Genomic DNA, 21,261 nt, shown 5'->3' on the forward strand with positions numbered 1-21,261 from the left:
GGACGAGACCCGCAAGGGCGGTCGCTACGACGTCGTGGCGCATCCCTGGATCCCCGACATCCTCCGCAAGCAGACCTCGCGCGGCGCGGACCAGATCTGGGAGGCGCGCCCCAAGTGGACCCGCCCCGAACTGCCGCCGGGCGCCCATGAGGTGACGGCCCTCGACATCAACGGCGCCTATCTCTCCGCGCTCAAGACGCACCTCCCCATCGGCCAGCTGGAGCACTCCACCGGCTTCGGCCACGACCGGCGCCGCGCGGGTGTCCACCTCGTCACCCCGCCCCACTGGGACCACGAGGGGGTGCTGCCGAACCCGATCGGCAACCGCGACGAGCCGGGACCGCTCTGGATCACCGAGCCCACGCTGCGCCTGCTCCTGCGCCTGTCGTCAGCCAAGTACGGGCTGTGCGAGCCGCCGACGATCCACGAGTCGTACACCTCGGGCGCGACCGAGGGGCTCCTCGAGAAGTTCCGCATCGCCCTCAAGGACGCCCGCGACCGGGCGATCGCCGAGGACGACGAGGTGACGCTGGAGTACGTGAAGGCGATGTACTCCAAGTTCGTCGCCACCATGGGGGAGTCGAACTACAACCGCGAGCTGTACCGTCCGGACTGGATGCACCTGATCCGCTCTCAGGCGTTCGCCAACCTCTGGATGAAGGCGTACAAGGCGTACGACGAGGGCCTCACCGTCGTACGGGCGATGGGCACCGACGAGCTCCATGTGATCGGTGACTGGCAGGGCGTCTTTCCCGAGGGGCGTTCGGTCTCCGAGGTGAAGGTCAAGGACCGGTACACCCTCGGCCGAGGGCAGGGCTGACCGGTCCTCGCCGGGCGGGAGAGGGGTGAGCGGTGTGGTCGTGGCGCCTTGTCCGTCGTGGCGCGGCCACAGGAGGAGGGCGCCGATCGCTCCCGCTCCGGCAAGGGCCGCGAGGAGGGACCAGGCGAGGGTGAAGCCGCCGTTCGTGCCGAGCCATCCCGCGATGGGATAGGTGATCAGCCAGGCCAGGTGCGACAGGGAGAACTGGGCCGCGAACGCCTCGGGGATCGCGTTCCGTTCGACGGAGGCGCGCAGGACCTTCCCGGTCGGCGTGATGATCAGCGCCATGCCGACGCCGATGCCGGTCCAGACGATCGCCGTGCCGGTCCAGGTGACGAGGCCGGCCGCCATGAGCGTCACTGCGGTGGTGGTGGCGGCGACGAGGACTCCGGCGCCGGTCAGCATGACGGCGCGGGCGGCGATCCGGTCGAGGAAGCGCGGCAGTGCGAGAGCGGCCAGGAGGGTTCCGGTGCCGGAGGCGGCGAGCAGCCAGGCGACGTGTGACTGCGAGCCGCCGAGCTCGTCACGGACGTGGTTGACGGTGTTGACGACGACGATCGACCCTGCCGCCGCGACCACGAGGTCGAGCGCCATGATGCCGCGCAGCCGCGGCGTCCTGAAGAAGGTCCGGATCCCCGATGAGGCTCTGTCCCACGCCTTGGTGCGGGTGCTGGGGCGGGCGTCGGGGATGCGCGTCGACAGGACGAGCAGGGCGGAGACGAGGAATCCCGCGGAAGTGCCCAGGAACAGCCGGTCGAAGCTCAGGAACGTCAGGGCGACGGCTGCCAGCACGGGGCTGAGCAGGCTCTCCATGGTGGAGGCGACCTGTGAGGCGGACAGCGCCCGCGTGTAGTCGGAGTCGTCGGTGACGATGTCGGGGATGACGGCCTGGAACGTCGGGGTGAACGCGGCGGAGGCGGCCTGGAGGAGGCCGATCAGGGCGTAGACGTGCCAGACCTCGGTGACCAGCGGCAGTGCGAGGACCACGACACTGCGGACCCCGTCGAGGACGAAGAGGAAGGCTCTTCGGGGCAGCCGGTCGACGTAGGCGGCAGCCAGCGGGGCTATGAACACGTACATGACCATCTTGATGGTCAGTGCGGTGCCGAGGACCGTCCCGGCGCGCGGTCCGGCGAGTTCGTAGGCGAGCAGTCCGAGGGCCACGGTGGTCAACCCCGTCCCGAACAGGGCGATCACCTGGGCGCTGAAGAGGTGGCGGTAGTCGCGGACGGCGAACAGACGCATGGCGGGTTCCTTCCGTGTCCATGCGGCGGGGCACGGTTTTAGGGGGCGTTCATACGGTCAGTGGTGTGCGTGGTGGCCCTCGTGTGCGTGTGCGTGGTGGCCGCTGTGCTCGGGGGCGGCCGCGGTGGTCCGCACCGTGAACTCGGCTGTCCGGACCGTGTCGTCGTGCTGGAAGTCCAGGTACAGGCGGTAGGTGCCTGCGGTGGGCGCGACGGCCATGAAGGCGATCTCGGGGCCGGGCGTGGTGGTGCCGTCACCCGGTTCGCCCTCCGGGTGGACGTGGAGGTAGCCCAGGTCGCCGACCCGCAGGGCCACCAGGTGTCCGTACGCGGCCAGGTACGGCTGCAGGTCGGTGACGGGGCGGCCGTTCCGGCTGACGGTCAGGGTCAGTTGCCTCGCCTCGCCGGGCACGAGCTCGCCGTCGAGCGCGACCGCGTACTCGCCGATCCGTGCGATCCCCGTGGGCTCGGGAAGCGGCCGCGGGTCGTACGGTCCGGCGACCGCGACGTCGATTCCCAGCGTCATGGAGCGGTCCTGGCCCGCCGGGCGGATGTCGGCGAAGAATCTCCAGTCGCCGGGCTCCAGGGCCAGTTCGGTGCTCCAGGTCCCCTGCTCGTCCCTCACCGGGTGCACGTGCTGGAACCCGGCGGTGTCGCGCCGGACGGCTATGAAGTGAAGTTCCTTCTCGTGTTCGGCGATGAACTCGGTCGCCGCGTGCCCGTCGGGGCCGATCACCTTGAAGCTGACCGGCTGCAGACCGGCGGTGCGGATCGTCGAGTCGAGGTCGAGCGTGTACCCGTTCGCGGAGACCGACAGCCCACCGGGCTGGGTGCCGCCGTGGGCGCCGTGGTCGGTCCGGGCGTGGGCGGAGTGGTTCTGCATGGCGTCTCTCCTAGGAGTTGGTGCGGTTTCCTGCGTTGTCCGGTCAGGGCGACGATCGAACCATATACCCCAGGGGGGTATATGGAAAGCGGTGTGCGGGTGGTCCCTCAGGCCTGGGCTACGCGGTGTCCAGGCACGCGGAACGCTCGCCGCTCGCCGCGCTCCGGCAGTCACCGGCCGGCGGCCGCGTTCCGGTGTCGCTCCGGCCGAGATGCGCGGCCAGGGCCTGGAGCAGCGCGGCCGCCGCCATACGGGTCAGGGGATGGGTGACTCCTCTGCGGAGCAGCTCCCAGGAAGCCGCGGCTCGCCCTGCCTTCTCCTGGTCGTCGGGTGAGATCGGCCGGTGCGTCATTGTCATCGGATCCTCTACGGGGGGATTCGTCAGGGAAGATTGATCAGGGGGAGTGGTCAGTGGGCCGCGTCCGTCGTCCTCGCGCGGACGACGGACGCCTGGTGTTTCCGTCGTCAGGCACCCACTCGCTCACCCGCCTCCTCCCGCGGCTGCCCGGCCGCGGCGGTCTTGTCCGTACGCATGACGAGGAGCGTGGCGATCCCGCCCGCCGCCGCCACGATCGCGGCGCCGAGGAACGCGGCGCTGAAGCCGTCCGTGAGTGCGGGCAGGTCGCCCGGCCGGTCGGCTCCCTGAGTGGTGGCCAGGGCGGTGAGGGCGGCCAGGCCCAGGGCCGAGCCCACCTGATAGGTGGTGTTGACGATGCCGGAAGCGAGTCCGGCCTGTTCCTGCGGGGCGCGGGACAGGGCGGCCATCATCGCGGGGATATACGCCAAGGACATGCCGAGCGCGGCGACCAGCGAGGCGGGCAGGACGTCGACCACGAAGGTGCCGGCCGGCTCCACTGCCGACAGCCACAGCAGCCCGGCGGCGAGGATCAGCAGCCCGGCGCCGATCAGCGGCTTGGCGCCGAAGCGGCCCAGCAGGCGTGCCGTGATCGTCGTCATGAAGACCATCAGCAGGCCGGTCATCGGAAGCAGCGCGGCGCCGGAGGCGAACGCCCCGTAGCCGAGGACCTGTTGGAGGTAGAGGTTGAGGAAGTACCACATGGGGATCCACGCGGCGCCGAGCAGCGTCATCGCCAGATTGGCCGGTCCCAGCCGCGGGACCCGCCAGATGCCGAGCGGCATCAGCGGCTCTCGCGCGGCCTTCTGGATCACCAGGAAGAGGGCCAGCAGTGCGACGGCTCCGCCGAGTCCGAGCAGGGTCTGCGCGGCGGTCCACCCGATCTCCGGCGCTCGTACGACGGCGAACACGGCCAGTGCGATACCGGCGGTGACGGTGACGGCACCTAGTGCGTCGACGGCGCCGCGGCGGGGCGCCACCGCCGGGAGCAGGCCGGTGGCGGCGAGCGTGGCGAGGCCGATCGGGACGTAGATGATGAACACCCAGGGCCAGCTGAGCCATTCGGTGAAGACGCCGCCGAGGAAGACACCGGCCGTGCCGCCTGCCGGTGCGGCCGCGCCGTACAGGGCCATCGCCTTGCCGAGTTCCTTCGGGTCGTGGGCGAAGAGGACCATCAACAGGGTCATGGCGGCGGGTGTGATGAGTGCGCCGCCGACGCCTTGGACGGCCCGGCCGAACACCTCCACCCAGGCGGTCTGCGCGGCGGCCGCGACGACCGATCCGGCGATGAGGACGACCCACCCGGCCGTGAACACCCGCCGGGCTCCCAGCAGGTCGGACAGGCGGCCGCCGAGCAGCAGGAGTCCGCCGAAGGCGATCACGTAGGCGTTGAACACCCACTGCAGGTCACCCGGCGAGAAGCCGAGGTCCCTCTGCATCTCGGGCAGGGCCACCCCGATGATCGAGGTGTCCATGATGACCATGAACTATGCCGTGGCGAGCACCCAAAGGGCCCACCAGCGGCGTGGATTGACGGTTGACATGACCGGCCTCTCTTGAGGAAGGGGAGACCACCCTCGACCTTGCGGAGGTGAGTACCCCCAGGGGGTATGTGATCAGCGGAGTCATGTATACCCCCATGGGGTATCACGTGCAAGGGGTGGGGGGTGCCGGAACGACGTCGGCCGGGCGGGTGCCGCGTTGGCGGACACCGGCCCGGCCGGTCGTGGAGGGGGCTGCGGCGTGACGACGTGGACCTTGCCCGCGTCGATGCCTGCGCTCAGGTCAACGCAGTTGCTCGGCCAGCCCGACGATGATGCCCTCCGGGCCGCGGAGGTAGCAGAGCAGGTAACTGTCCTCGAACCGGGCGATCTCGCCGACGAGTTCGGCACCGTGGGGGCGCAGGCGGGCCACGGTGTCCTTGATGTCGTCGACGGCGAACATGACGCGGTGGGTGCCCAGAACGTTGTGCGGCCGGTTGCGCGGCCCGGCGCTGGTCGCCGCGGGGCTTCGGTACTTCGCCAGCTCGAGCCGACTGTGACCGTCGGGGGTCCGGACCATCGCGATGTCGCAGTGGACGCCGTCGAGTCCGGTGCACTGGTCGGCGAAGAGGCCCTCGACCTCCCCCCTGCCCTCCAGCTCCAGACCGAGTTCCACGAAGAACGCGATGGCGGCGTCCATGTCCTCGACGACGATGCCGACGTTGTCCATCCGCTGAATCGCCATGCTGGCTTCTCCTTCTCTGTCGTGCGGCCGGTGGTGGCCGCTGATGTCCCTGGGTCGGAGCCGGTGGCGCGTTCTCGACATCCGTCGGACCGCCAACTCCGGGAAATTCGGTCGCGCCTCCGTAGACCTCCGATTCAAACGCAGATGCTTACTAATATTGACTGTCACACGCGCTTGCGTCCCACTTTCGTGAAGCTTTAGCTTTGTATTCATGGATGGGAGCGCAGAGCAGGAGCAACAAGATCTGGTGCTGGCCGAGTCCGTGCGGTGGGCCGTGTCCCGACTCGCCTCGCGGCTGCGGGCCGAGCAGCCGGGCCCCGGCCGCCCGTTGTCCCGGCTGGCCGCGTCGGTCCTGGCGAACCTGCGGCATGACGGGGTGTCGACCGCCTCCGAACTGGCCGTCGTCGAAGGCCTGCAGGCCCAGTCGTTGACCAGGGTGCTCAACGAACTGGAGGAACAGGGCCGCATCCTGCGCTCGCGCAGTTCGGAGGATGCCCGTCGGCAGAACATCTCGATCACCGAGGCGGGCCGGGAGGCGCTGCGCGAGCACGTCAGGGACGGCAACGCCTGGCTGGCCGCGGCGCTGCGGCAGACGCTGTCGCCGGCCGAGCGCGCCGTGCTGCAGATCGCAGCCGGTCTGCTCGATGAGGTCGCGGCGGCCGACGTGCACGCGGGCGATGTGACCGCGGGCGGCGTGACCGCGGGCGGGGGCGAACGGGGGGCCGACGAGGCGTCCGGCCGGGCGCCGGGAGCGGCTCCCGCGCTATGACCACCTCCTCCACCGGCGCGGCACCGCCCCGTTCCCGCCGGTCGCACGCCCGACTGCTGATCGTCCTTGCCGGGCTGAGCGCCGCCAGCCCGCTGGCCACCGACATGTACGTGCCCGCGCTCCCCGACCTGGCACGGTCTCTGGGGACGGATGCCGCCGGAGCGCAGCTGTCGCTGACCGGCTTCCTGGTGGGCATGATCCTGGGGCAGCTCGTCCTCGGCCCCCTCAGCGACGCGACCGGCCGCCGCCCGGTCCTCGTCGGCGGTTCGCTGCTGTTCGCCGTCTTCTCCGCCGTGTGCGCGCTGGCACCGACAGCAGACGTGCTCGACACGGCACGGGTGGGACAGGGCGTCACGGGCGCGGCCGGTATCGTGGTCGCCCGCGCCGTGGTCGCGGACCTCTTCGACGACCGTCAACTGCCCACCGTCTTCGCCAGGCTGGGAGCGATCAGCGCCACGGCCCCGGTCATCGCCCCGCTGGCGGGCGGAGCACTGCTCCTGGTCGTCTCGTGGCGTTACGTCTTCGCCCTGCTCGCCCTCGTCGGCCTGCTCCTCGCCTGGGGCATCCTGCGCTGGATACCCGAATCCCACCCACCGAGCGCACGCATCACCGGCGGGCCGGCCGCCGGTCTGCGCGCCATCGGAAGCATCCTCACTCGGCGGGCACTGCTCGCACCGGTGCTCGCGCTCGCCTTCGGCGGAGCTGCCGTCTTCGCCTACATCGCGGGAACGACCTTCGTCTTCCGGGACATCTACCACCTGTCCCCGGCCCTGGCGAGCCTCGTCTACGGCGTCAACGCCCTCGGCAACATGACCGGCAGCCTGGCCTACGGACATCTGGCCCGACGCACCTCCCCGGAACGGCTCCTCGTCATCAGCGGCGCCCTCGCCACCGCGGGAGCAGCCGTCCTTCTCCTCCTCCAGACCACCATCGGCAGCGTCATGCCCCTCACCTGGCTGTGCCTGCTGATCTGCCTCACCGCGTTCGGAGTCTTCTTCCCCGCGGTGCTCACCGTCGCGCAGAGCCGTGGACGCGCCGCTCCCGGAGCCACCTCCGCCCTCCTCGGCGGAGGTCAATTCCTGCTCGGCGCGGCGGCACCCCCCCTCGTCGGATACTTCGGCACCCAGAGCCCGGCCCCCATGGCGGCCATCATGACCGCCGCCCTCACCGCTGCCACACTCGCCGCCTACCTCACCGCGACCGCCGGGCGGCGACTGCCGGATGGGGACCGTGCCTGACCGGGCGGCCACCCCGTCGGCGCTTCGTTCGGGCCAAGGAAACGCCCTTCCATGCCGCCGCCCGCTCAACCCGCGACACCGCCCCACGGTCTTGCTGCAGGGGCGGCAGAGCCCTCTGCGGACGATGACGAGGAGTGCGGCATGGCGTTACGGAAGAGTGCGAAGAGCGGCTTAGTGGGCCTCGTGGCGGCAGCGGTGGCGACCACCGCGTTCGTCGCTCCCGCCCGAGCGGCGTCGGACGAGGCCTCTGCGAACAAGGCCTCTGCGAACAAGCACCACCATCGGGCCACCCAACGCGCGATGGACGCGGCCGTACGCGCGGGCACCCCCGGCATCACGGCGCAGGCCCGCGACCCCCGCGGCGTCTGGTCGTCGACGGCCGGTGTCGGCGATCTCGAATCGGGCGCGCCGCGCGGCAAGAACGACCGGTTCCGCGTCGGCAGCATCACCAAGTCGTTCGTCGCGACCGTGCTTCTCCAGATGGAGGCGGAGGGGCGCCTCGACCTCGACGAGACCGTGGAGCGCCACCTCCCCGGTCTCGTGCGCGGCAACGGGAACGACGGCCGCAGAATCACCGTGAGACAGCTCCTCAACCACACCAGCGGCCTGTTCGACTACCTCGCCGACGACGAATACGGCAGGACGTACCTGCGGGGCGACGGATACCTGGAGCACCGGTACGACACCCTGCCGCCCGAGAAGCACGTGGCCGTTGCCCTGGCCCACAAGCCGTTGTTCGAGCCCGGCGCGAAGCACTCGTACTCCAACACCAACTACATCCTGGCCGGACTGATCATCGAGAGGACAGGCGGGCGGACGTACGAGGCCGAGGTGCGCGACCGCATCATCAAGCCCCTGGGGCTGAAGGCCACCACCAACCCCGGCAACGGGATCCACCTGCCCCGGCCCAGCAGCAGGGGCTACTCCAAGCTCTTCGCGTCGGACCCCGACCGGATCGACGACATCACCGAGATGAACGGCTCGCAGGGCTGGGCCGACGGCGACATCGTCTCCACCACCGGCGACCTCAACCGGTTCTACCACGCGCTGCTGCGAGGCAGGCTCCTGCCGCCGGAGCAGCTCAAGGCGATGAAGACGACCGTGACCTCGCCCGACGCACCGGACATGGCCTACGGCCTCGGTCTCACACGGCTCAAGACCAGTTGCGGCACCACGCTCTGGGGCCACGGCGGCGGCATGGTGGGCTGGCTCTCCATGGCCGTCGGCACCGAGGACGGCCGACACCAACTGGCCTTCAGCTACAACGCGGACTGGGGCGCCGACTCCATGCAGGCGATCGTCGACGCCGAGTACTGCGAGTGACTCGGCGCCGACCTGGCCGGGTTGACCCCGCTCGCTGTCGGCGGTCTTGACACATGCGTACGGTTTCGCGACCTTTGAGCCTCGCAGGACAGGGGGACGGGGAACGGGGGAGCGGTCAGCCATGAGTTCCGTCAGATCCAGATCCAGACCCAGCACCAGATCCGGCAACAGATCCATCTGCCGCGTGGAGCCCGCGGAAGGACGGTCGGTCTGAGATGGACATCACGATCCACCGGCTCGACGGGCTGAGCCCCGCGCTCCGCGCCGCCTGGCACCGGGCGATGGACGAGTCGCCCCGCTTCGCGAACCCTTTCCTGGCGCCGGAGTTCGCGATGGGCATCGCACGGCACCGTGGCGGAACGCACGTGGCGGTGTTGCGCGACAAGGGGGAGGCCGTCGGCTTCCTCCCCTTCGAGCGCAACGCCTTCGGAGTGGGCCGGGCCATCGGCCTCGGGCTCTCCGACTGCCAGGCCCTCGTGCACCGGCCCGGGATCACCTGGAACTCCCGTGCCCTGCTGCGGGCCTGCGGCCTCTCCGTCTTCGAGTTCGACCATCTGGTCGAGGACCAGAAGCCGTTCGGCGCGTACGTCACGGGCACGTTCGCCTCCCCGGTCCTCGACCTCAAGGTCGGCGAGAAGGAGACCTACGCGGAATGGCTGCGCGGCGCCTATCCGGGCCAGGCCAAGACGATGTTGAAGAAGGAACGCCGGCTGAGCCGTGACATCGGCGAGATGCGGTTCGTCTACGACGAGCGCGACCCACGGCTGCTGCTCACCCTTATGCGCTGGAAGTCCGCCCAATACCGCAGGACCGGCCGCATGGACCGCTTCGCGAAGCCCTGGATCGTCGACCTGGTGCACGACCTCTTCCAGGTCCGAGAGGACCACTTCACCGGCGTGCTGTCCGTGGTGTACGCGGGAGACCGGCCGGTGGCCGCGCACTTCGGGCCGACGTCGAGCACCGTCCTCGCCGCCTGGTTCACCGCGTACGATCCCGAACTCAGCTACTACTCGCCCGGCCTGATGATGCATCTGCGGATGGCGGAGGCGGCGGGCCGGGACGGCGTGCGGCTGATGGACATGGGCCGGGGCGACAAGGAGTACAAGGACTGGCTCAAGACCCGCGAACTGCGCGTGGGAGAAGGCTTCGCGACCCGCCCCCACCCGGTGGCGGCGGCGCACCGCCTGTGGCGCAGACCGGTGCGCGGCCTGCGCAACACGGTCCTGGCCCACCCCCGGCTCAGAGAGCCGGCCGACCGGCTGCTGAAGACCGTCGGCACGATGCGCACGTCGCGCCACGCGGGCGGGCGCTGAGCCACGGCCCGGCCGAGCGTCGAGTGCCGTCCGGCCGCGCGCCCAACGCGACGTGACCGGTCGCCGAGTGCCACCTGCGACCAGGTCCTCGTACCCCAGCCCTTCGACCTCCCCGGGCCGTCCAGCCCATGCGGCTGTCCGATGGCCGTCTGCTCGCGTTCCTTTGACGGAAGAGGTGAGGATGCCGTACGGATCGGGGCTCGCCGCGGCCATGACGCGGCGACTGGGGCGCGAGTGCGTCTACACGCCCTCGGCGCGGCTCGCGCTGTACCTGGCGCTGCGCCACTGGTGCAGGCCGGGCGCACGCGTCCTGATGTCGCCGGTGAACGACGACGTGATCCTCTTCGTGGTCCTCGCGGCGGGACTGCGCCCGGTGCAGGCGCCGGTCTCCGTCTGGGACGGCAACATCGACCCTGCCGCCGTGCCGGAGGAGACCTGGCGGAACGTGGACGCCGTCCTGACCACGAACCTGTACGGAATACCCGATCGCGTCGTCGAACTGCGCCGCCGATGCGCCCAGTTGGGCATCCCGCTCTTCGAGGACGCGGCCCACGCGATCGGGACGCAGGTGGACGGACAGCCGATCGGGACGTTCGGGACGGCGGCTGCGTTCAGCCTCTCCAAGCACGTGGCGGCGATGGCGGGCGGCTTCCTCGCCGTCGAGGACGAGCGCACCCGCCGCAAGCTGGAACTGCTGCGCGACGAGCTCATGCTGCCGCGCAGCCTCCGCGCCGACCTGTCCACCACGCTGCGTCCCCTGGCCCGCTCGACCGTGCGCGGCCTGCATCTGGTGCGCCCCGTGTGGCGCACCATGCAGCGACTCGGAATGCTGGAACGCGACACCTTCCGGATGGACCTGCACGCCCCTCGCCTCACGTGCTGCGCGGCCGGGGAGCCTGGTCTCACCGCGTACGAACCGTGGATCCGCGTCGACCTCCACGGCTATCGCGCCCGTCATGGGGCGCTGGTCCGCGGCCAGTTGAAGCTGCGCACCGCCCGGCTCGACGACGACCTAGCCCGGCGCAAGGCGGGCTCGTCGCTGCTGGCGGGCACCGGCTGGGCCACCCGGGCGCTCCGCGACCGGCCCGCGGACGACGGTCCTCCACCGCTCTTCCGCGTGCCGCTCCTGGTCAAGGACCGCGACACGCTGGTCGATCGCCTGGTGCGACACGGAGTCGTCGCCGGATACATCTACGATCCGCCGCTCGACGACTACGCGGGCGCGGAGTTCGTGGAACCGTCCCCCGACCCCTCGGCCGCCCGCTGGTTCGCCGCGCACACGCTGCCGGCCGACCCGCTCCTGGCCCGGAAGATCACCAAGGCGCTGACGAGGGAACGGGCGGCACCGGCGCATCCGCCGCTCGGCTCCCGTGATGATCTGGCGCTTCCCGTGGGACCTACTGGCGGGTAAGGTCGGGGGCCGAGGAACGGAGCATTCCCCATGGCCCGCACGTTCGCCGTGTCCCGCAGCATCCTGGTCCAGGCGTCCCCGTCGGAGGTGTACGCGAAGGTCAGCAGGCCCGCGCAGATGGGCCGTTGGAGCCCCGAGAACCTCGGCGCGACCGTACCGGAACCGGACGAACCGGCCTCGGTGGGGCTGGTCTTCGACGGGCACAACAAGCGCGGAGCGTTCCGCTGGACCACCCGCTGCACGGTGACCGCCGCGGACCCGGGCAGCCGCTTCGCCTTTCGGGTGCACGCGATCGGCCTGAAGCGTCCCCGCCTGAGCGCCCCCATCGCCACCTGGGAGTACCGCTTCGAGGAAGAAGCCGGTGGGGCGGGAGTGGTGACGCGGGTGACCGAGACCTGGACGGACGACCGGCGCTCCTGGCCGGACTCCGTGGCCGGAGTCTTCGACCGGATCGCCACGCGGGGCAAGACCTTCGCGGTCTTCCAGGTGGGGAACATCGACCGGACCCTCCGCAACCTCAAGAGGGAACTGGAGGGCGAAGGCGTCCGGAACCCCTGATCAGTGGCTGCCGAAGAACTCCACGAGTGCCTCGGCCGTCTCGCGGGGCCGGTCCTCGGCGATGAAGTGCCCGGCCGCGGCGATGGTGGCGAACCGGGCGCCGGGGATGGCCGCCGCCAGGCGTTCACCCGCGGCGGGCGCGAGCCATTGGTCCTCCTGGCCCCACAGCACGAGAGTCGGCGCGGTCACCCGGTCCAGACGCTCCACGACATCCCGCGTGTCCTCGAAGGTGACGGCGCAGACCTGCTCCATCCACCGCCGTCGACCCTCGGCCCCGTTCCAGGGGGCGAGGTAGGCGGCGGCGTCGGCCTCGGGCATCGGCAGGTGGGTCGCGGTCCGCAGCCGTGCGTCGACGATGTCGGCGAACACATGTGTCGGCATCGTGCGGTACGCCTCCGCGTGACGCTGCTGATGATCCGTGAACGGGGTGTTCCACGGGCCGATGACGGCGGCGTCGAGCAGGGCGAGTCCGGCCGCCGGAACCTGTTCGATCAGGTGGGCGCGCATCACGACTCCGCCGCCGATGTCGTGCCCCACCAGGCGTGGGGCCGTCAGCCCCCAGTGCTCGACCAGTTCGGCCAGCGTGCGGGCCTGCTGGGCGATGGAAGGTGCGGCGTCGGGAGCGAGGCGGGACTCGCCGAACCCGAGGAGGTCCCACACGTGGACGGTGTGGTGGCGGGCGAGCTCCGGCACGGCGTTGCGCCAGAGGTAGGAGGAGGCGGGCGTGCCGTGGACCAGGACGAGAGGAGGGCCGTCGCCGAAGACATCGGTCGCGACCTCGCCCGCGGTGACCTGAACCCGCTGACTCGGCCTCCACGGCGTGGACTTGGTGGGCGTGCTCACGCGACCCTCCCGGGGTAAGCGGTATAATGTCCTTTCTCCGATTACGCTAGCAGGAGTAAGGCGTGAAGTCTTCTTTTTCCGATTACACCCTCGGGGCCGGTGTGGCGACCGACCTCGTCAACACGTCTGCCCTGGTGCGCAGGAGCACCGGCGAGGTCCTCGTGGACGCGGCCGCCCTCGGGCACTTCCTCGCCGAACACCACCTGGCCCCGGATGCGCTGTCCTCGGCGCGCGCCCCGACGGACAGGGACCTGGAACAGGTACTGGCACTGCGCCGGGAAGTACGTTCCCTGCTGGAGTCCGGGGACGAGGACGGCCTCGCCGACCGCGCCAACGCACTGGTCGAACGCGCAGGCACACGCCCGGTCCTGGAGCGGGACACCGACGGCCACTGGCAGTGGTTCGTGGCGACGGGACCCGGGGCCACGCTCGCCGACGAGCTGGCCGCACTCATCGGCACCGGTCTGCTCGGCGTCCTGCACACGCTCGGCGGCGAGCGCGTCCGGCCCTGCGCCTCGCCCGTCTGCGACGGCATGTTCGTGGACACCAGCAAGGCGGGCCGCCGCCGCTACTGCACGCCGGGGCTCTGCGGCAACCGCCTGAACGTCGCGAGGCACCGGGCCCGGCAGCTTCCGGAGGAAGCCGGGTGACCACCGACCTCACGCTGCTCCCGCGCGTCGCCCACCGCGGCCGAGAAGTCACCGCGCCCCGGCTCCGCGGCCTCCTCGCGCTGCTCGCGGGCGACCTGCGCACCGGCTGCAGCGTCGAGCGGCTCGTGGCGGGGCTGTGGCCGGACCGGCTGCCCGACCGGCCGGGCAAGGCGCTGCAGGTCCTCGTGTCCAGGGCGCGGGCACAGCTGGGTGCCGACGTCATCGCCAACACGCCGGCCGGGTACCGACTCGCACTCGCCGAGGAGCAGGTCGACAGCTCAGCCGTCCTCCTGCACGCCGCCGCGAGCGCCGACCGGTCCAGGGCGGGGGACCATGCGGGCTCGCTGGTGGCGGCCGAGGCCGGAATCGCCCTGTGGGAGGGGGCGCCCGAGAGCGTCCCCGGTGGCGCGGGCACCACCGACGACCTCGTGGCCGCGCTGCGCGCCGACCGCGCCGCTGTCCGCGACACCCTCGTGCGCGCACGGGCGCTCGCACTCGCCCGCCTCGGACGACACGCGGAGGCCGCCGCCCCGCTGGCCGTCATCGCGGCGGAGCACCCGCGCGACGAGGAGGTGCTCGCCGAGGCCCTGCGCGGCGAGGCGGCGACGGCAGGCCCGTCCGCCGCGGTGACGCGGTACGAGGCGTACCGGCGTGAGCTGCGCGACGCCCTCGGCACGGAACCGGGCGCCGGGCTCAGGGCCGTACAGCAGGAGCTGCTGCGCGGCGGGACACCCGCCGCCGGACCCGGCGTGCCACACGAGCCGAACCAACTCCTCGGCCGGGACGAGGACATCGCGGCGGTGCTGCGGCTGCTGCGCGCCTCACGTGCCGTCACCGTCGTCGGCCCCGGCGGCCTCGGCAAGACTCGGCTCGCGCACGCCGTCAGCCGCCGGGCCGAACAGCGCGTGGTGCATTTCGTGCCGCTCGCCGGTGTCACCGCCGACGACGACGTGGCCGCGGAAGTGGCCTCCGCGCTCGGCGCGGGGGAGGGGCGGCACGGCACTCTCGGCGGCCACGTCCCCGCCGACCCGGTGGCGGGCATCCGTGCCGTGCTCGGTGCCGGGCCCGCCCTGCTGGTCCTCGACAACTGCGAGCAGATCGTCCGGGGCGCCGCCGACCTCGTACGGACCCTGGTGTCGACCTCGAAGGACCTGCGGGTGCTCGCCACCAGCCGTGCCCCGCTGGACCTCACGTCGGAGGCGTTGTACGCGCTGCCGGAGCTGGGCCCCGACATCGCGGCCGAACTGTTCGCGCAGCGGGCCCGGGCCGCCCGGCCCGGTGTGGAGCTGCCGCCGGACGCGGTGGCCGAGCTCTGCCAGCACCTCGACGGGCTGCCCCTCGCCGTGGAGTTGGCCGCCGCCCGGGTCAGGGTCCTCTCCGTGCCGCAGATAGCCCGCCGTCTCGGCGACCGGTTCGCCCTGCTGCGGGGCGGCGCCCGGGACGTACCGGAGCGGCACCGCACGCTGCACGCGGTCGTGGAGTGGAGTTGGAACCTGCTCACGGCGGAGGCCGCGGCCGCGCTGCGCACGCTCTCCGTCTTCCCCGGCGGCTTCTCCGCAGAAGCGGCGGAGAAGGTGCTCGGTGAGGACGCGCTGTCCGTGGTGCAGCAGGTGGTGGACCAGTCGCTGCTGACCGTCGCCGACGCGCCCGCCGGTGTGCGGTTCCGGATGCTGGAGACGGTACGGGAGTTCAGCGCCGCCCGGCGCGCCGAGGCGGGCGAGGAGGAGGCGGCCGTCGGCCACTTCCTCACCTGGGCACGGGATTTCGGCGTCGCGAACCACGACCTGCTCGTCGACTCCGCAGGACCCGCAGCCCCTACGGCCCCCGCGGCCCTCGAAGACCCCGAAAGCCCCCATGCCGCCCGGGAGCGGATCAGGCCCGAACAGGACAATCTCGTCCTGGCCCTGAGGTACGCGCTGGCCCGTGCGGACGGTCCCGCGACCGCGGCCCTCACCGCCGTCCTCGCCGCCCTGTGGTCCACCGACCTGAACTACTCCCGCCTCGTCGCCCTCGCCGCCGAGACCGGCCCACCGCTGTCGCACTACCGCCCCGCACCCGAATACGTCGAAGTCGCCCGCGCGGCAGCGGTGTTGTGCACGGCGAGCCTGTTCATGGACTGCGGCCCGCACGCGGTACGCCAGCTGGTCATCCTGCGGCGGCTGCCCCCGGCCGCACCGGACACGCTGCTGGGCGCCACCGCGGTGGTGCTGAGCGCGATCCCCACGATGCGGCCCCCCGACTACGCCGTGCTGCGCGAACTCTGCGCGAGCGACCAGCCGCTGGTCGCCGCCGTCGCCGAATGCGTCGCCACCTACGTATGGAAGTACGAGCACGACTTCGACCGCGCGCTCGGCTCGGCCCACCGGATGATCGCCGCGCTGGGGCCGGTCGACAGCCCGGTCCTGCGGGTGATGGGCCACGCCCGACTGAGCGAGCTGTGCCTGCAGATGGCGCGGGGCGAGGCCGCGTACGAGCACCTGCAGGCCGTACTCGACGTGCTGCCGCGGCTCGGCGACGAGCACGACTACGTCGGCATCCGGCAGGGCCTGGCCCTCGCCTGTCTCCAGCGCGGCAACCCCGACGAGGCCGAGTACTGGCTCCACCGTGCGGAGGACGACGATCTGCCGCCGCAGGACGCCTTCTACAGCCCCGCCCTCGGCACGCGCGCGGAGATCGCGCTCGCCCGCGGACTGACGGAGACGGGCCTCGGTCTCTGGCGCAGTGCCGTGGAGCGGCTGCCCGAGGCGAGCCCGTTGTACGGCGGCGACCCCTGGGCCGACCCGTGGGCGCTGGAGATCCAGTCGGCGGCGGTGACCGCGCACGCACACGAGGGTCGTCCAGACCTCGTCGCGGAGCCGGTCGACCGGCTGCGGCAGCGGCTGCGCGCCCTGCTGTCCGGCCCGTCCGCCCCGGCCACGGATCTCCCTGTCGTGGGGACGGTGCTGCACGCGCTCGGCATGGCGGGGGCCGTGTCCGGTGACGCATCGGCCGTACGGATGATCGCGCTGGCCGAGCGGATGCGGGTGCTGCGCGAGTTCCAGCCGACGATGTCGGCGGACCGTGCCCGGCAGGCGGCCGAGGCCACCGACAGGGCGGCGTACGCCGACGCGGTGTCGGCGTACGCCGCCCTGGGGCGGGACGGACTGCGCGCGGCAGCCCGCGCGCTCCTGCTCAGCCCGGGGAGCGTTGGAACAGGGACGCCGACCAGAAGTAGCCGAACAGGGCGAGACCCAGACACCAGGCGACGCTGAGCCAGCCGTTGGCGCCGATCCCGGTTCCGAGGAGCAGACCGCGCAGGGTCTCGATGGCCGGTGTGAACGGTTGGTACTCGGCGACCGGCCGGAACCAGCCCGGCATCGCCTCGATCGGCACGAAGGCGCTGGAGAGGAACGGCAGGATGATCAGCGGCACCGCGTTGTTGCCGGCCGCCTCGGGGTTCGGGCTGATCATCCCCACGCCGACGGCGATCCAGGTGAGCGCGAGGGCGACCAGCGAGAGGAGCCCGAACGCCGCCAGCCACTCCACGGCGGTGGCATCCGTGGACCGGAAACCGATGGCCACGGCGACGGCTCCGACGAGGACCACACTGGCGACCGACTGCAGCACGCTGCTGACGACGTGCCCGACGAGCACGGAGCCGCGGTGGATCGCCATCGTGCGGAAGCGGGCGATGATGCCCTCGGTCATGTCCATGGAGACGGATACCGCGGTGCCGACGAGGGTGCCGCCGATGGTCATCAGCAGGATGCCCGGAACCAGATAGTCGACGTACTCGGAGCGGTCGGCCCCGCCGCCGATGCCCGCGCTCATCACGTCGCCGAAGATGTAGACGAAGAGGAGGAGCAGGACGACCGGTGTCAGCAGAACGTTCAAGGTGAGGGACGGATAGCGCCGCACGTGCAGGAGATTGCGGCGCAACATCGTGGACGAGTCGCGCAGGGCGAGGGACAGGGCGCTCACCTGTGGGCCTCCCGGGACTGCGTCGTGTGCTGGTCGTCGCTGCCGGTCAGGGCGAAGAACACGTCGTCCAGGTCGGGGGTGTGCACGGTCAGTTCGGCCGCCTCGACGCCCGCCGAATCCAGCCGGTGGAGGAGGGAGCGCAGTTCGCGCTGGCTGCCGTCGCCGGGAACCCGCAGTGACAGCGCCTCGTCGTCGGTGCCGGCCTCCCGCAGTGCCGCGGCAGCGGCCCGGTACGCGACCGGGTCGTCGAACCGCACCCGCACGTGCCCGCCGGGCACCAGCCGCTTCAACTCGTCGGGGCTCCCCTCGGCGGCGATCCTGCCGCCGCTCAACACGGCGATGTGATCGGAGAGTTGGTCGGCCTCCTCCAGGTACTGGGTGGTGAGGAAGACGGTGACGCCCTCGGCCACCAACTCCCGCACGGCTTCCCACATGTTGTGGCGGGAGCGGGGATCGAGGCCGGTGGTCGGCTCGTCGAGAAAGATGATCCGCGGCCTGCCGATCAGGGTCATGGCGATGTCGAGCCGACGCCGCATGCCGCCGGAGTAGCCGAGGGCGGTCTTCTTGGCCGCCTCCACCAGATCGAAGCGCTCCAGCAACGCGGCGGCGGCCCGACGGCCCTCCTGGCGGGGAAGGTGCTGCAGGTCCGCCATGAGCAGCATGTTCTCCTCACCGGTGAGGAGGCTGTCGATCGCACTGAACTGTCCGGTGACACCGATCGCGGCACGCACCGCCTGTGGATCGGCGGCGAGGTCGAATCCGCCGACACGCACCTCGCCGGAGGCCGGATCGGGGGAGACGAGGGTGGAGAGGATCTTGACGGCGGTGGTCTTCCCGGCCCCGTTCGGACCGAGCAGGGAGAAGACGCTTCCGCCCGGCACGGCGAGATCGATGCCGTCGAGGGCGGTCTTGTCGCCATAGGTCTTGCGCAGCCCGTGCGCGGCGATGGCCATGGCGGGTGAGGGCGCGGGCGAACCGGTGGATGCGGTGGTGGCGGTTGTTGTCCCCGCCGTGCTTCTTGTCGTCATGCGACAGAGGGTGGGGCGGGACGCTTTCAGCGCGGTCTCACGGTGGTTTCAGGCTGAAGGGCGCGCGTTGCGCGTCCGACGGGTGGGGCGGCCTCACCTGGCGGGAGGGGCGCGCCAGGGAGCTTCGCGGCCCCACCCGTCGGGACGGCTCCCGGTGGCGGGCAGGTGGCCGGATCTCTCCCGCGTCGGCTGCCTGCCGGTTGGTGAGTACACCGGGACCTGTGGTGGTGGTTGGGGTTGCGAGTCGGGACGGTGAGCCATGGTCGGCAGGGCAGAAAGACCGGTCTGTCTCGTGCGTCTCCTCCTCGACGATGGCAGCGGGCGGCGACTCTGTCCAGGGCTATTCTGGACGGCGCTGGACGGCGCTGGACGGCGCTGGACGGCGCTGGACGGCGCTGGACGGCGAGTCGTCGCCGTCGGCCGACCGACTCGGGCCTCGCTGACGGATGGGGAGCGGGCGGCGGACGCTGAGCCGCTCAGTCGCGCGGCCAGGGGCGGCCGTCGAGGCGTTCGATGTCACGGTTGAGACGGCCGAGGCAGTCCGCGAGCTGAGTCGCTTCCTCGGGCGTCCAGTCGGCGAGGAGTTTCCCCAGGCCCGTGAGGTTCTCGGACCGGTCGTTGGCCAGGCGCCGCTCGCCCTCCTCGGTGATGGCGAACTTGCGGGCGATGCCGCCGTCGGGGTCGGGAATGCGCTCGACGACACCGGCGCGCAGCATCGCGGCGGTCTGCCGGTTCAGGGTGGAGGTGTCCAGGCCGAACGCGTCCCTCAACTGGCCGATGGACATGGGCCCTTCGGCCAGGATGCGGCTGAGAAGGATGTAGGCGCTGCGATCGAGGCGTTCGCCGCCGCGCGAGGTGAGCAGGCTCATGTGGCGGCCGAGGAGCATGGTCTCGAACTCGATCTGATCCAGCGGCTTGTCCATGTGAGCTTCCCTTCGGCTCCCCTTCGGCTTGCCTCCCGGTCGGGACGGGCCGGGACGGTCCAGGCGGCCGCCCTGGAGTAGATATATCACGGATTGTATGCATGTTGCACATGGGATGCATGGTGCACGTCTCATGCACCATGCACATCTCGTGTACGGTGCACAACGATCCCGTGGTGTCGTGCCACGGCATGGCAGCAACAGGGAGCACCCGTGGACAGTGCACAACCAGCGACCCGGCCGGGAGCCGTCATCGGCATCCTCGCCTTCGGTGGCATCGTGGCGGCGATCACGCAGACCTTGGTCGTGCCGCTGATCGCGGAACTTCCCGACCTGCTCGACACCTCCCCGTCCAACGCCTCGTGGGTCATCACGGCCCCCCTGCTGGCCGCCGCCGTGGCCACGCCCGTCGCCGGGCGCCTCGGTGACATGTTCGGCAAGCGCCGCATGCTGCTCGCATCCCTGATGCCCCTGCTCGTGGGCTCAGTGGTGTGCGCCGTGTCCTCGTCCGTGGTCCCGATGATCGCCGGGCGCGGACTGCAGGGCATGGGCATGGGTGTCGTACCGCTCGGCATCAGCCTGCTGCGCGACATCGTGCCCGCGGAGCGTCTCGGCTCGGCCATCGCCATCATGAGCGCGTCCATGGGCGTGGGCGGCGCGCTCGGTCTTCCGCTCGCGGCCGCCATCGCCGAGAACGCCAGCTGGCGTGTGCTGTTCTGGGTCGTCGCCGCGCTGGCCCTCGCCGTCGGCGCCCTGATCGTCACCCTCGTGCCCGAGGACCGGGAGGACACGGCGCGCGGCGGCTTCGACGGGCTCGGTGCCGTCGGCCTGGGAGCCGGACTGGTCTGCCTGCTGCTCGGTGTCTCCAAGGGCGCCGACTGGGGCTGGGGGAGCGCCACCACGCTGGGCCTTTTCGCCGGCGCCGTCGTCACGCTGCTGGCCTGGGCCTGGTGGGAACTGCGCCTGAGCGACCCCCTGGTCGACCTGCGGGTGACCGCCCGGCCCCAGGTACTGATGACGAACGCCGCCTCGGTCCTGGTCGGATTCTCCATGTACGCCCAGTCGTTGGTCGTACCGCAGCTGCTCCAGCTCCCCGAAGCCACCGGCTACGGCCTGGGCCAGTCGATGGTCGCCATGGGCCTGTGGATGGCACCGGCCGGTCTGATGATGATGGCCATGTCGCCCCTGGGCGCCAAGCTGTCCGCCGCCCGCGGCCCCAAGGTCACCCTCGCCGTGGGCAGTCTCGTCATCGCCGCGGGCTACGGCCTCGGCCTGCCCCTGATCAGCTCCGGTTCCACCTGGAGCCTGCTGATCGTGACGATCGTCTGCAACACGGGCGTCGGCTTCGCCTACGGTGCGATGCCCGCCCTCATCATGGGCGCCGTGCCCCCTTCGGAGACCGCGTCGGCCAACAGCTTCAACACCCTGATGCGTTCGATCGGCAGCTCGGTCTCCGCAGCCGTCATCGGCGTCGTCCTGGCGCAGCTGACCACGGACTTCGGGGGCTACGCCCTGCCCTCCGAGAACGGCTTCCGCGTCGCCTTGGCGATCGGCTGCGGAGTGGCTCTGACGGCCGCGATCGTCGCCTCGCTGATCCCCGTACGTCAGTCAGTCGGCCGAGCCGAACCCGCCGCGGTCCAGGCTGCCGCCACGGCCGCCGAGGCGCCGGGGACGAAGGCCTGATCGGCGCCTGATTCAGCTCTGCTCCGTGGCTTGA

At 71.4% G+C, this 21,261-nt stretch carries 17 protein-coding genes and 2 pseudogenes; 10 read left to right on the forward strand and 9 right to left on the reverse strand.

Annotated features, from left to right (window positions below):
- Positions 1 to 820 (forward strand): annotated as a pseudogene (locus tag AOK03_RS43955) (transcriptional regulator); the annotation flags it as partial.
- Here AOK03_RS43955 and AOK03_RS40790 read toward each other — a convergent pair.
- The 5 genes and pseudogenes from AOK03_RS40790 to AOK03_RS12690 form a co-directional block, all read right to left on the reverse strand.
- A pseudogene (locus AOK03_RS40790) lies at positions 803 to 2,065 on the reverse strand (MFS transporter); the annotation flags it as partial. The pseudogenes AOK03_RS43955 and AOK03_RS40790 overlap by 18 nt on opposite strands.
- A gap of 57 nt (positions 2,066 to 2,122) precedes the next feature.
- The gene (locus tag AOK03_RS12675; protein WP_055565325.1) at positions 2,123 to 2,947 is read right to left on the reverse strand and encodes a hypothetical protein; all 825 of its coding nucleotides are present in this window, start codon (positions 2,945 to 2,947) and stop codon (positions 2,123 to 2,125) included.
- A gap of 118 nt (positions 2,948 to 3,065) precedes the next feature.
- Positions 3,066 to 3,299 (reverse strand): hypothetical protein, encoded by a 234-nt coding sequence (locus AOK03_RS12680; protein WP_055565326.1) that lies wholly within the window; start codon positions 3,297 to 3,299, stop codon positions 3,066 to 3,068.
- A 113-nt stretch (positions 3,300 to 3,412) separates the two neighbouring features.
- A complete protein-coding gene (locus AOK03_RS12685) occupies positions 3,413 to 4,786 on the reverse strand; it encodes an MFS transporter (RefSeq protein WP_244177591.1) in 1,374 nt (457 codons plus the stop codon).
- Positions 4,787 to 5,087: 301 nt separating this feature from the next.
- Positions 5,088 to 5,528, reverse strand: coding sequence for a VOC family protein (locus AOK03_RS12690; RefSeq protein ID WP_055565327.1), 441 nt, complete (start codon positions 5,526 to 5,528; stop codon positions 5,088 to 5,090).
- A gap of 211 nt (positions 5,529 to 5,739) precedes the next feature.
- Here AOK03_RS12690 and AOK03_RS12695 point away from each other — a divergent pair, with 211 nt between their 5' ends.
- The 6 genes from AOK03_RS12695 to AOK03_RS12720 all read left to right on the forward strand — a co-directional run bounded on the left by AOK03_RS12695 (position 5,740) and on the right by AOK03_RS12720 (position 12,140).
- On the forward strand, positions 5,740 to 6,297 hold the full coding sequence (locus AOK03_RS12695) for a MarR family winged helix-turn-helix transcriptional regulator (protein WP_079074675.1): 558 nt from the start codon (positions 5,740 to 5,742) through the stop codon (positions 6,295 to 6,297).
- Positions 6,294 to 7,535: a multidrug effflux MFS transporter gene (locus AOK03_RS12700; protein WP_063792490.1), complete on the forward strand. Its 1,242-nt coding sequence runs from the start codon at positions 6,294 to 6,296 to the stop codon at positions 7,533 to 7,535. The genes AOK03_RS12695 and AOK03_RS12700 overlap by 4 nt, the downstream gene beginning before the upstream one ends.
- A gap of 141 nt (positions 7,536 to 7,676) precedes the next feature.
- Positions 7,677 to 8,858 carry a serine hydrolase domain-containing protein gene (locus AOK03_RS12705; protein ID WP_079074676.1) on the forward strand — a complete coding sequence of 394 codons (1,182 nt, stop codon included), beginning with the start codon at positions 7,677 to 7,679 and terminating at the stop codon, positions 8,856 to 8,858.
- Positions 8,859 to 9,073: 215 nt separating this feature from the next.
- Positions 9,074 to 10,171 (forward strand): GNAT family N-acetyltransferase, encoded by a 1,098-nt coding sequence (locus AOK03_RS12710; RefSeq protein WP_055565328.1) that lies wholly within the window; start codon positions 9,074 to 9,076, stop codon positions 10,169 to 10,171.
- A gap of 181 nt (positions 10,172 to 10,352) precedes the next feature.
- Positions 10,353 to 11,582, forward strand: a complete 1,230-nt coding sequence (locus AOK03_RS12715) for a DegT/DnrJ/EryC1/StrS family aminotransferase (RefSeq protein WP_055565329.1) — start codon at positions 10,353 to 10,355, stop codon at positions 11,580 to 11,582.
- Between the two features lie 30 nt (positions 11,583 to 11,612).
- A complete protein-coding gene (locus AOK03_RS12720) occupies positions 11,613 to 12,140 on the forward strand; it encodes an SRPBCC family protein (RefSeq protein ID WP_055565330.1) in 528 nt (175 codons plus the stop codon).
- Here AOK03_RS12720 and AOK03_RS12725 read toward each other — a convergent pair whose 3' ends face one another.
- On the reverse strand, positions 12,141 to 12,983 hold the full coding sequence (locus tag AOK03_RS12725; RefSeq protein WP_055565331.1) for an alpha/beta fold hydrolase: 843 nt from the start codon (positions 12,981 to 12,983) through the stop codon (positions 12,141 to 12,143). It lies immediately after the preceding gene.
- Between the two features lie 62 nt (positions 12,984 to 13,045).
- Between AOK03_RS12725 and AOK03_RS12730 the strand changes: the two genes are divergently transcribed.
- Positions 13,046 to 13,633 (forward strand): CGNR zinc finger domain-containing protein, encoded by a 588-nt coding sequence (locus AOK03_RS12730; RefSeq protein ID WP_055565332.1) that lies wholly within the window; start codon positions 13,046 to 13,048, stop codon positions 13,631 to 13,633.
- Positions 13,630 to 16,884: an ATP-binding protein gene (locus tag AOK03_RS12735; RefSeq protein WP_079074677.1), complete on the forward strand. Its 3,255-nt coding sequence runs from the start codon at positions 13,630 to 13,632 to the stop codon at positions 16,882 to 16,884. Before AOK03_RS12730 ends, AOK03_RS12735 begins: the two co-directional genes overlap by 4 nt.
- On the opposite strand, the gene AOK03_RS12740 is transcribed toward AOK03_RS12735, so the two are convergent.
- The 3 genes from AOK03_RS12740 to AOK03_RS12750 form a co-directional block, all read right to left on the reverse strand.
- The gene (locus AOK03_RS12740) at positions 16,805 to 17,593 is read right to left on the reverse strand and encodes an ABC transporter permease (protein ID WP_055565333.1); all 789 of its coding nucleotides are present in this window, start codon (positions 17,591 to 17,593) and stop codon (positions 16,805 to 16,807) included. The two genes, AOK03_RS12735 and AOK03_RS12740, sit on opposite strands and share 80 nt — an antisense overlap.
- Positions 17,590 to 18,546, reverse strand: a complete 957-nt coding sequence (locus AOK03_RS12745; RefSeq protein WP_055565334.1) for an ATP-binding cassette domain-containing protein — start codon at positions 18,544 to 18,546, stop codon at positions 17,590 to 17,592. The genes AOK03_RS12740 and AOK03_RS12745 overlap by 4 nt, the downstream gene beginning before the upstream one ends.
- Positions 18,547 to 19,097: 551 nt before the next feature.
- The gene (locus AOK03_RS12750; protein ID WP_055565335.1) at positions 19,098 to 19,544 is read right to left on the reverse strand and encodes a MarR family winged helix-turn-helix transcriptional regulator; all 447 of its coding nucleotides are present in this window, start codon (positions 19,542 to 19,544) and stop codon (positions 19,098 to 19,100) included.
- A 213-nt stretch (positions 19,545 to 19,757) separates the two neighbouring features.
- Here AOK03_RS12750 and AOK03_RS12755 point away from each other — a divergent pair, with 213 nt between their 5' ends.
- Complete coding sequence (locus AOK03_RS12755) at positions 19,758 to 21,227, forward strand: MFS transporter (RefSeq protein ID WP_055565336.1); 1,470 nt, start codon at positions 19,758 to 19,760, stop codon at positions 21,225 to 21,227.
- Positions 21,228 to 21,261 lie beyond the last annotated feature (34 nt).

It is taken from the genome of Streptomyces atriruber, assembly GCF_001418325.1.
Classification (GTDB): Bacteria; Actinomycetota; Actinomycetes; order Streptomycetales; family Streptomycetaceae; genus Streptomyces; species Streptomyces atriruber.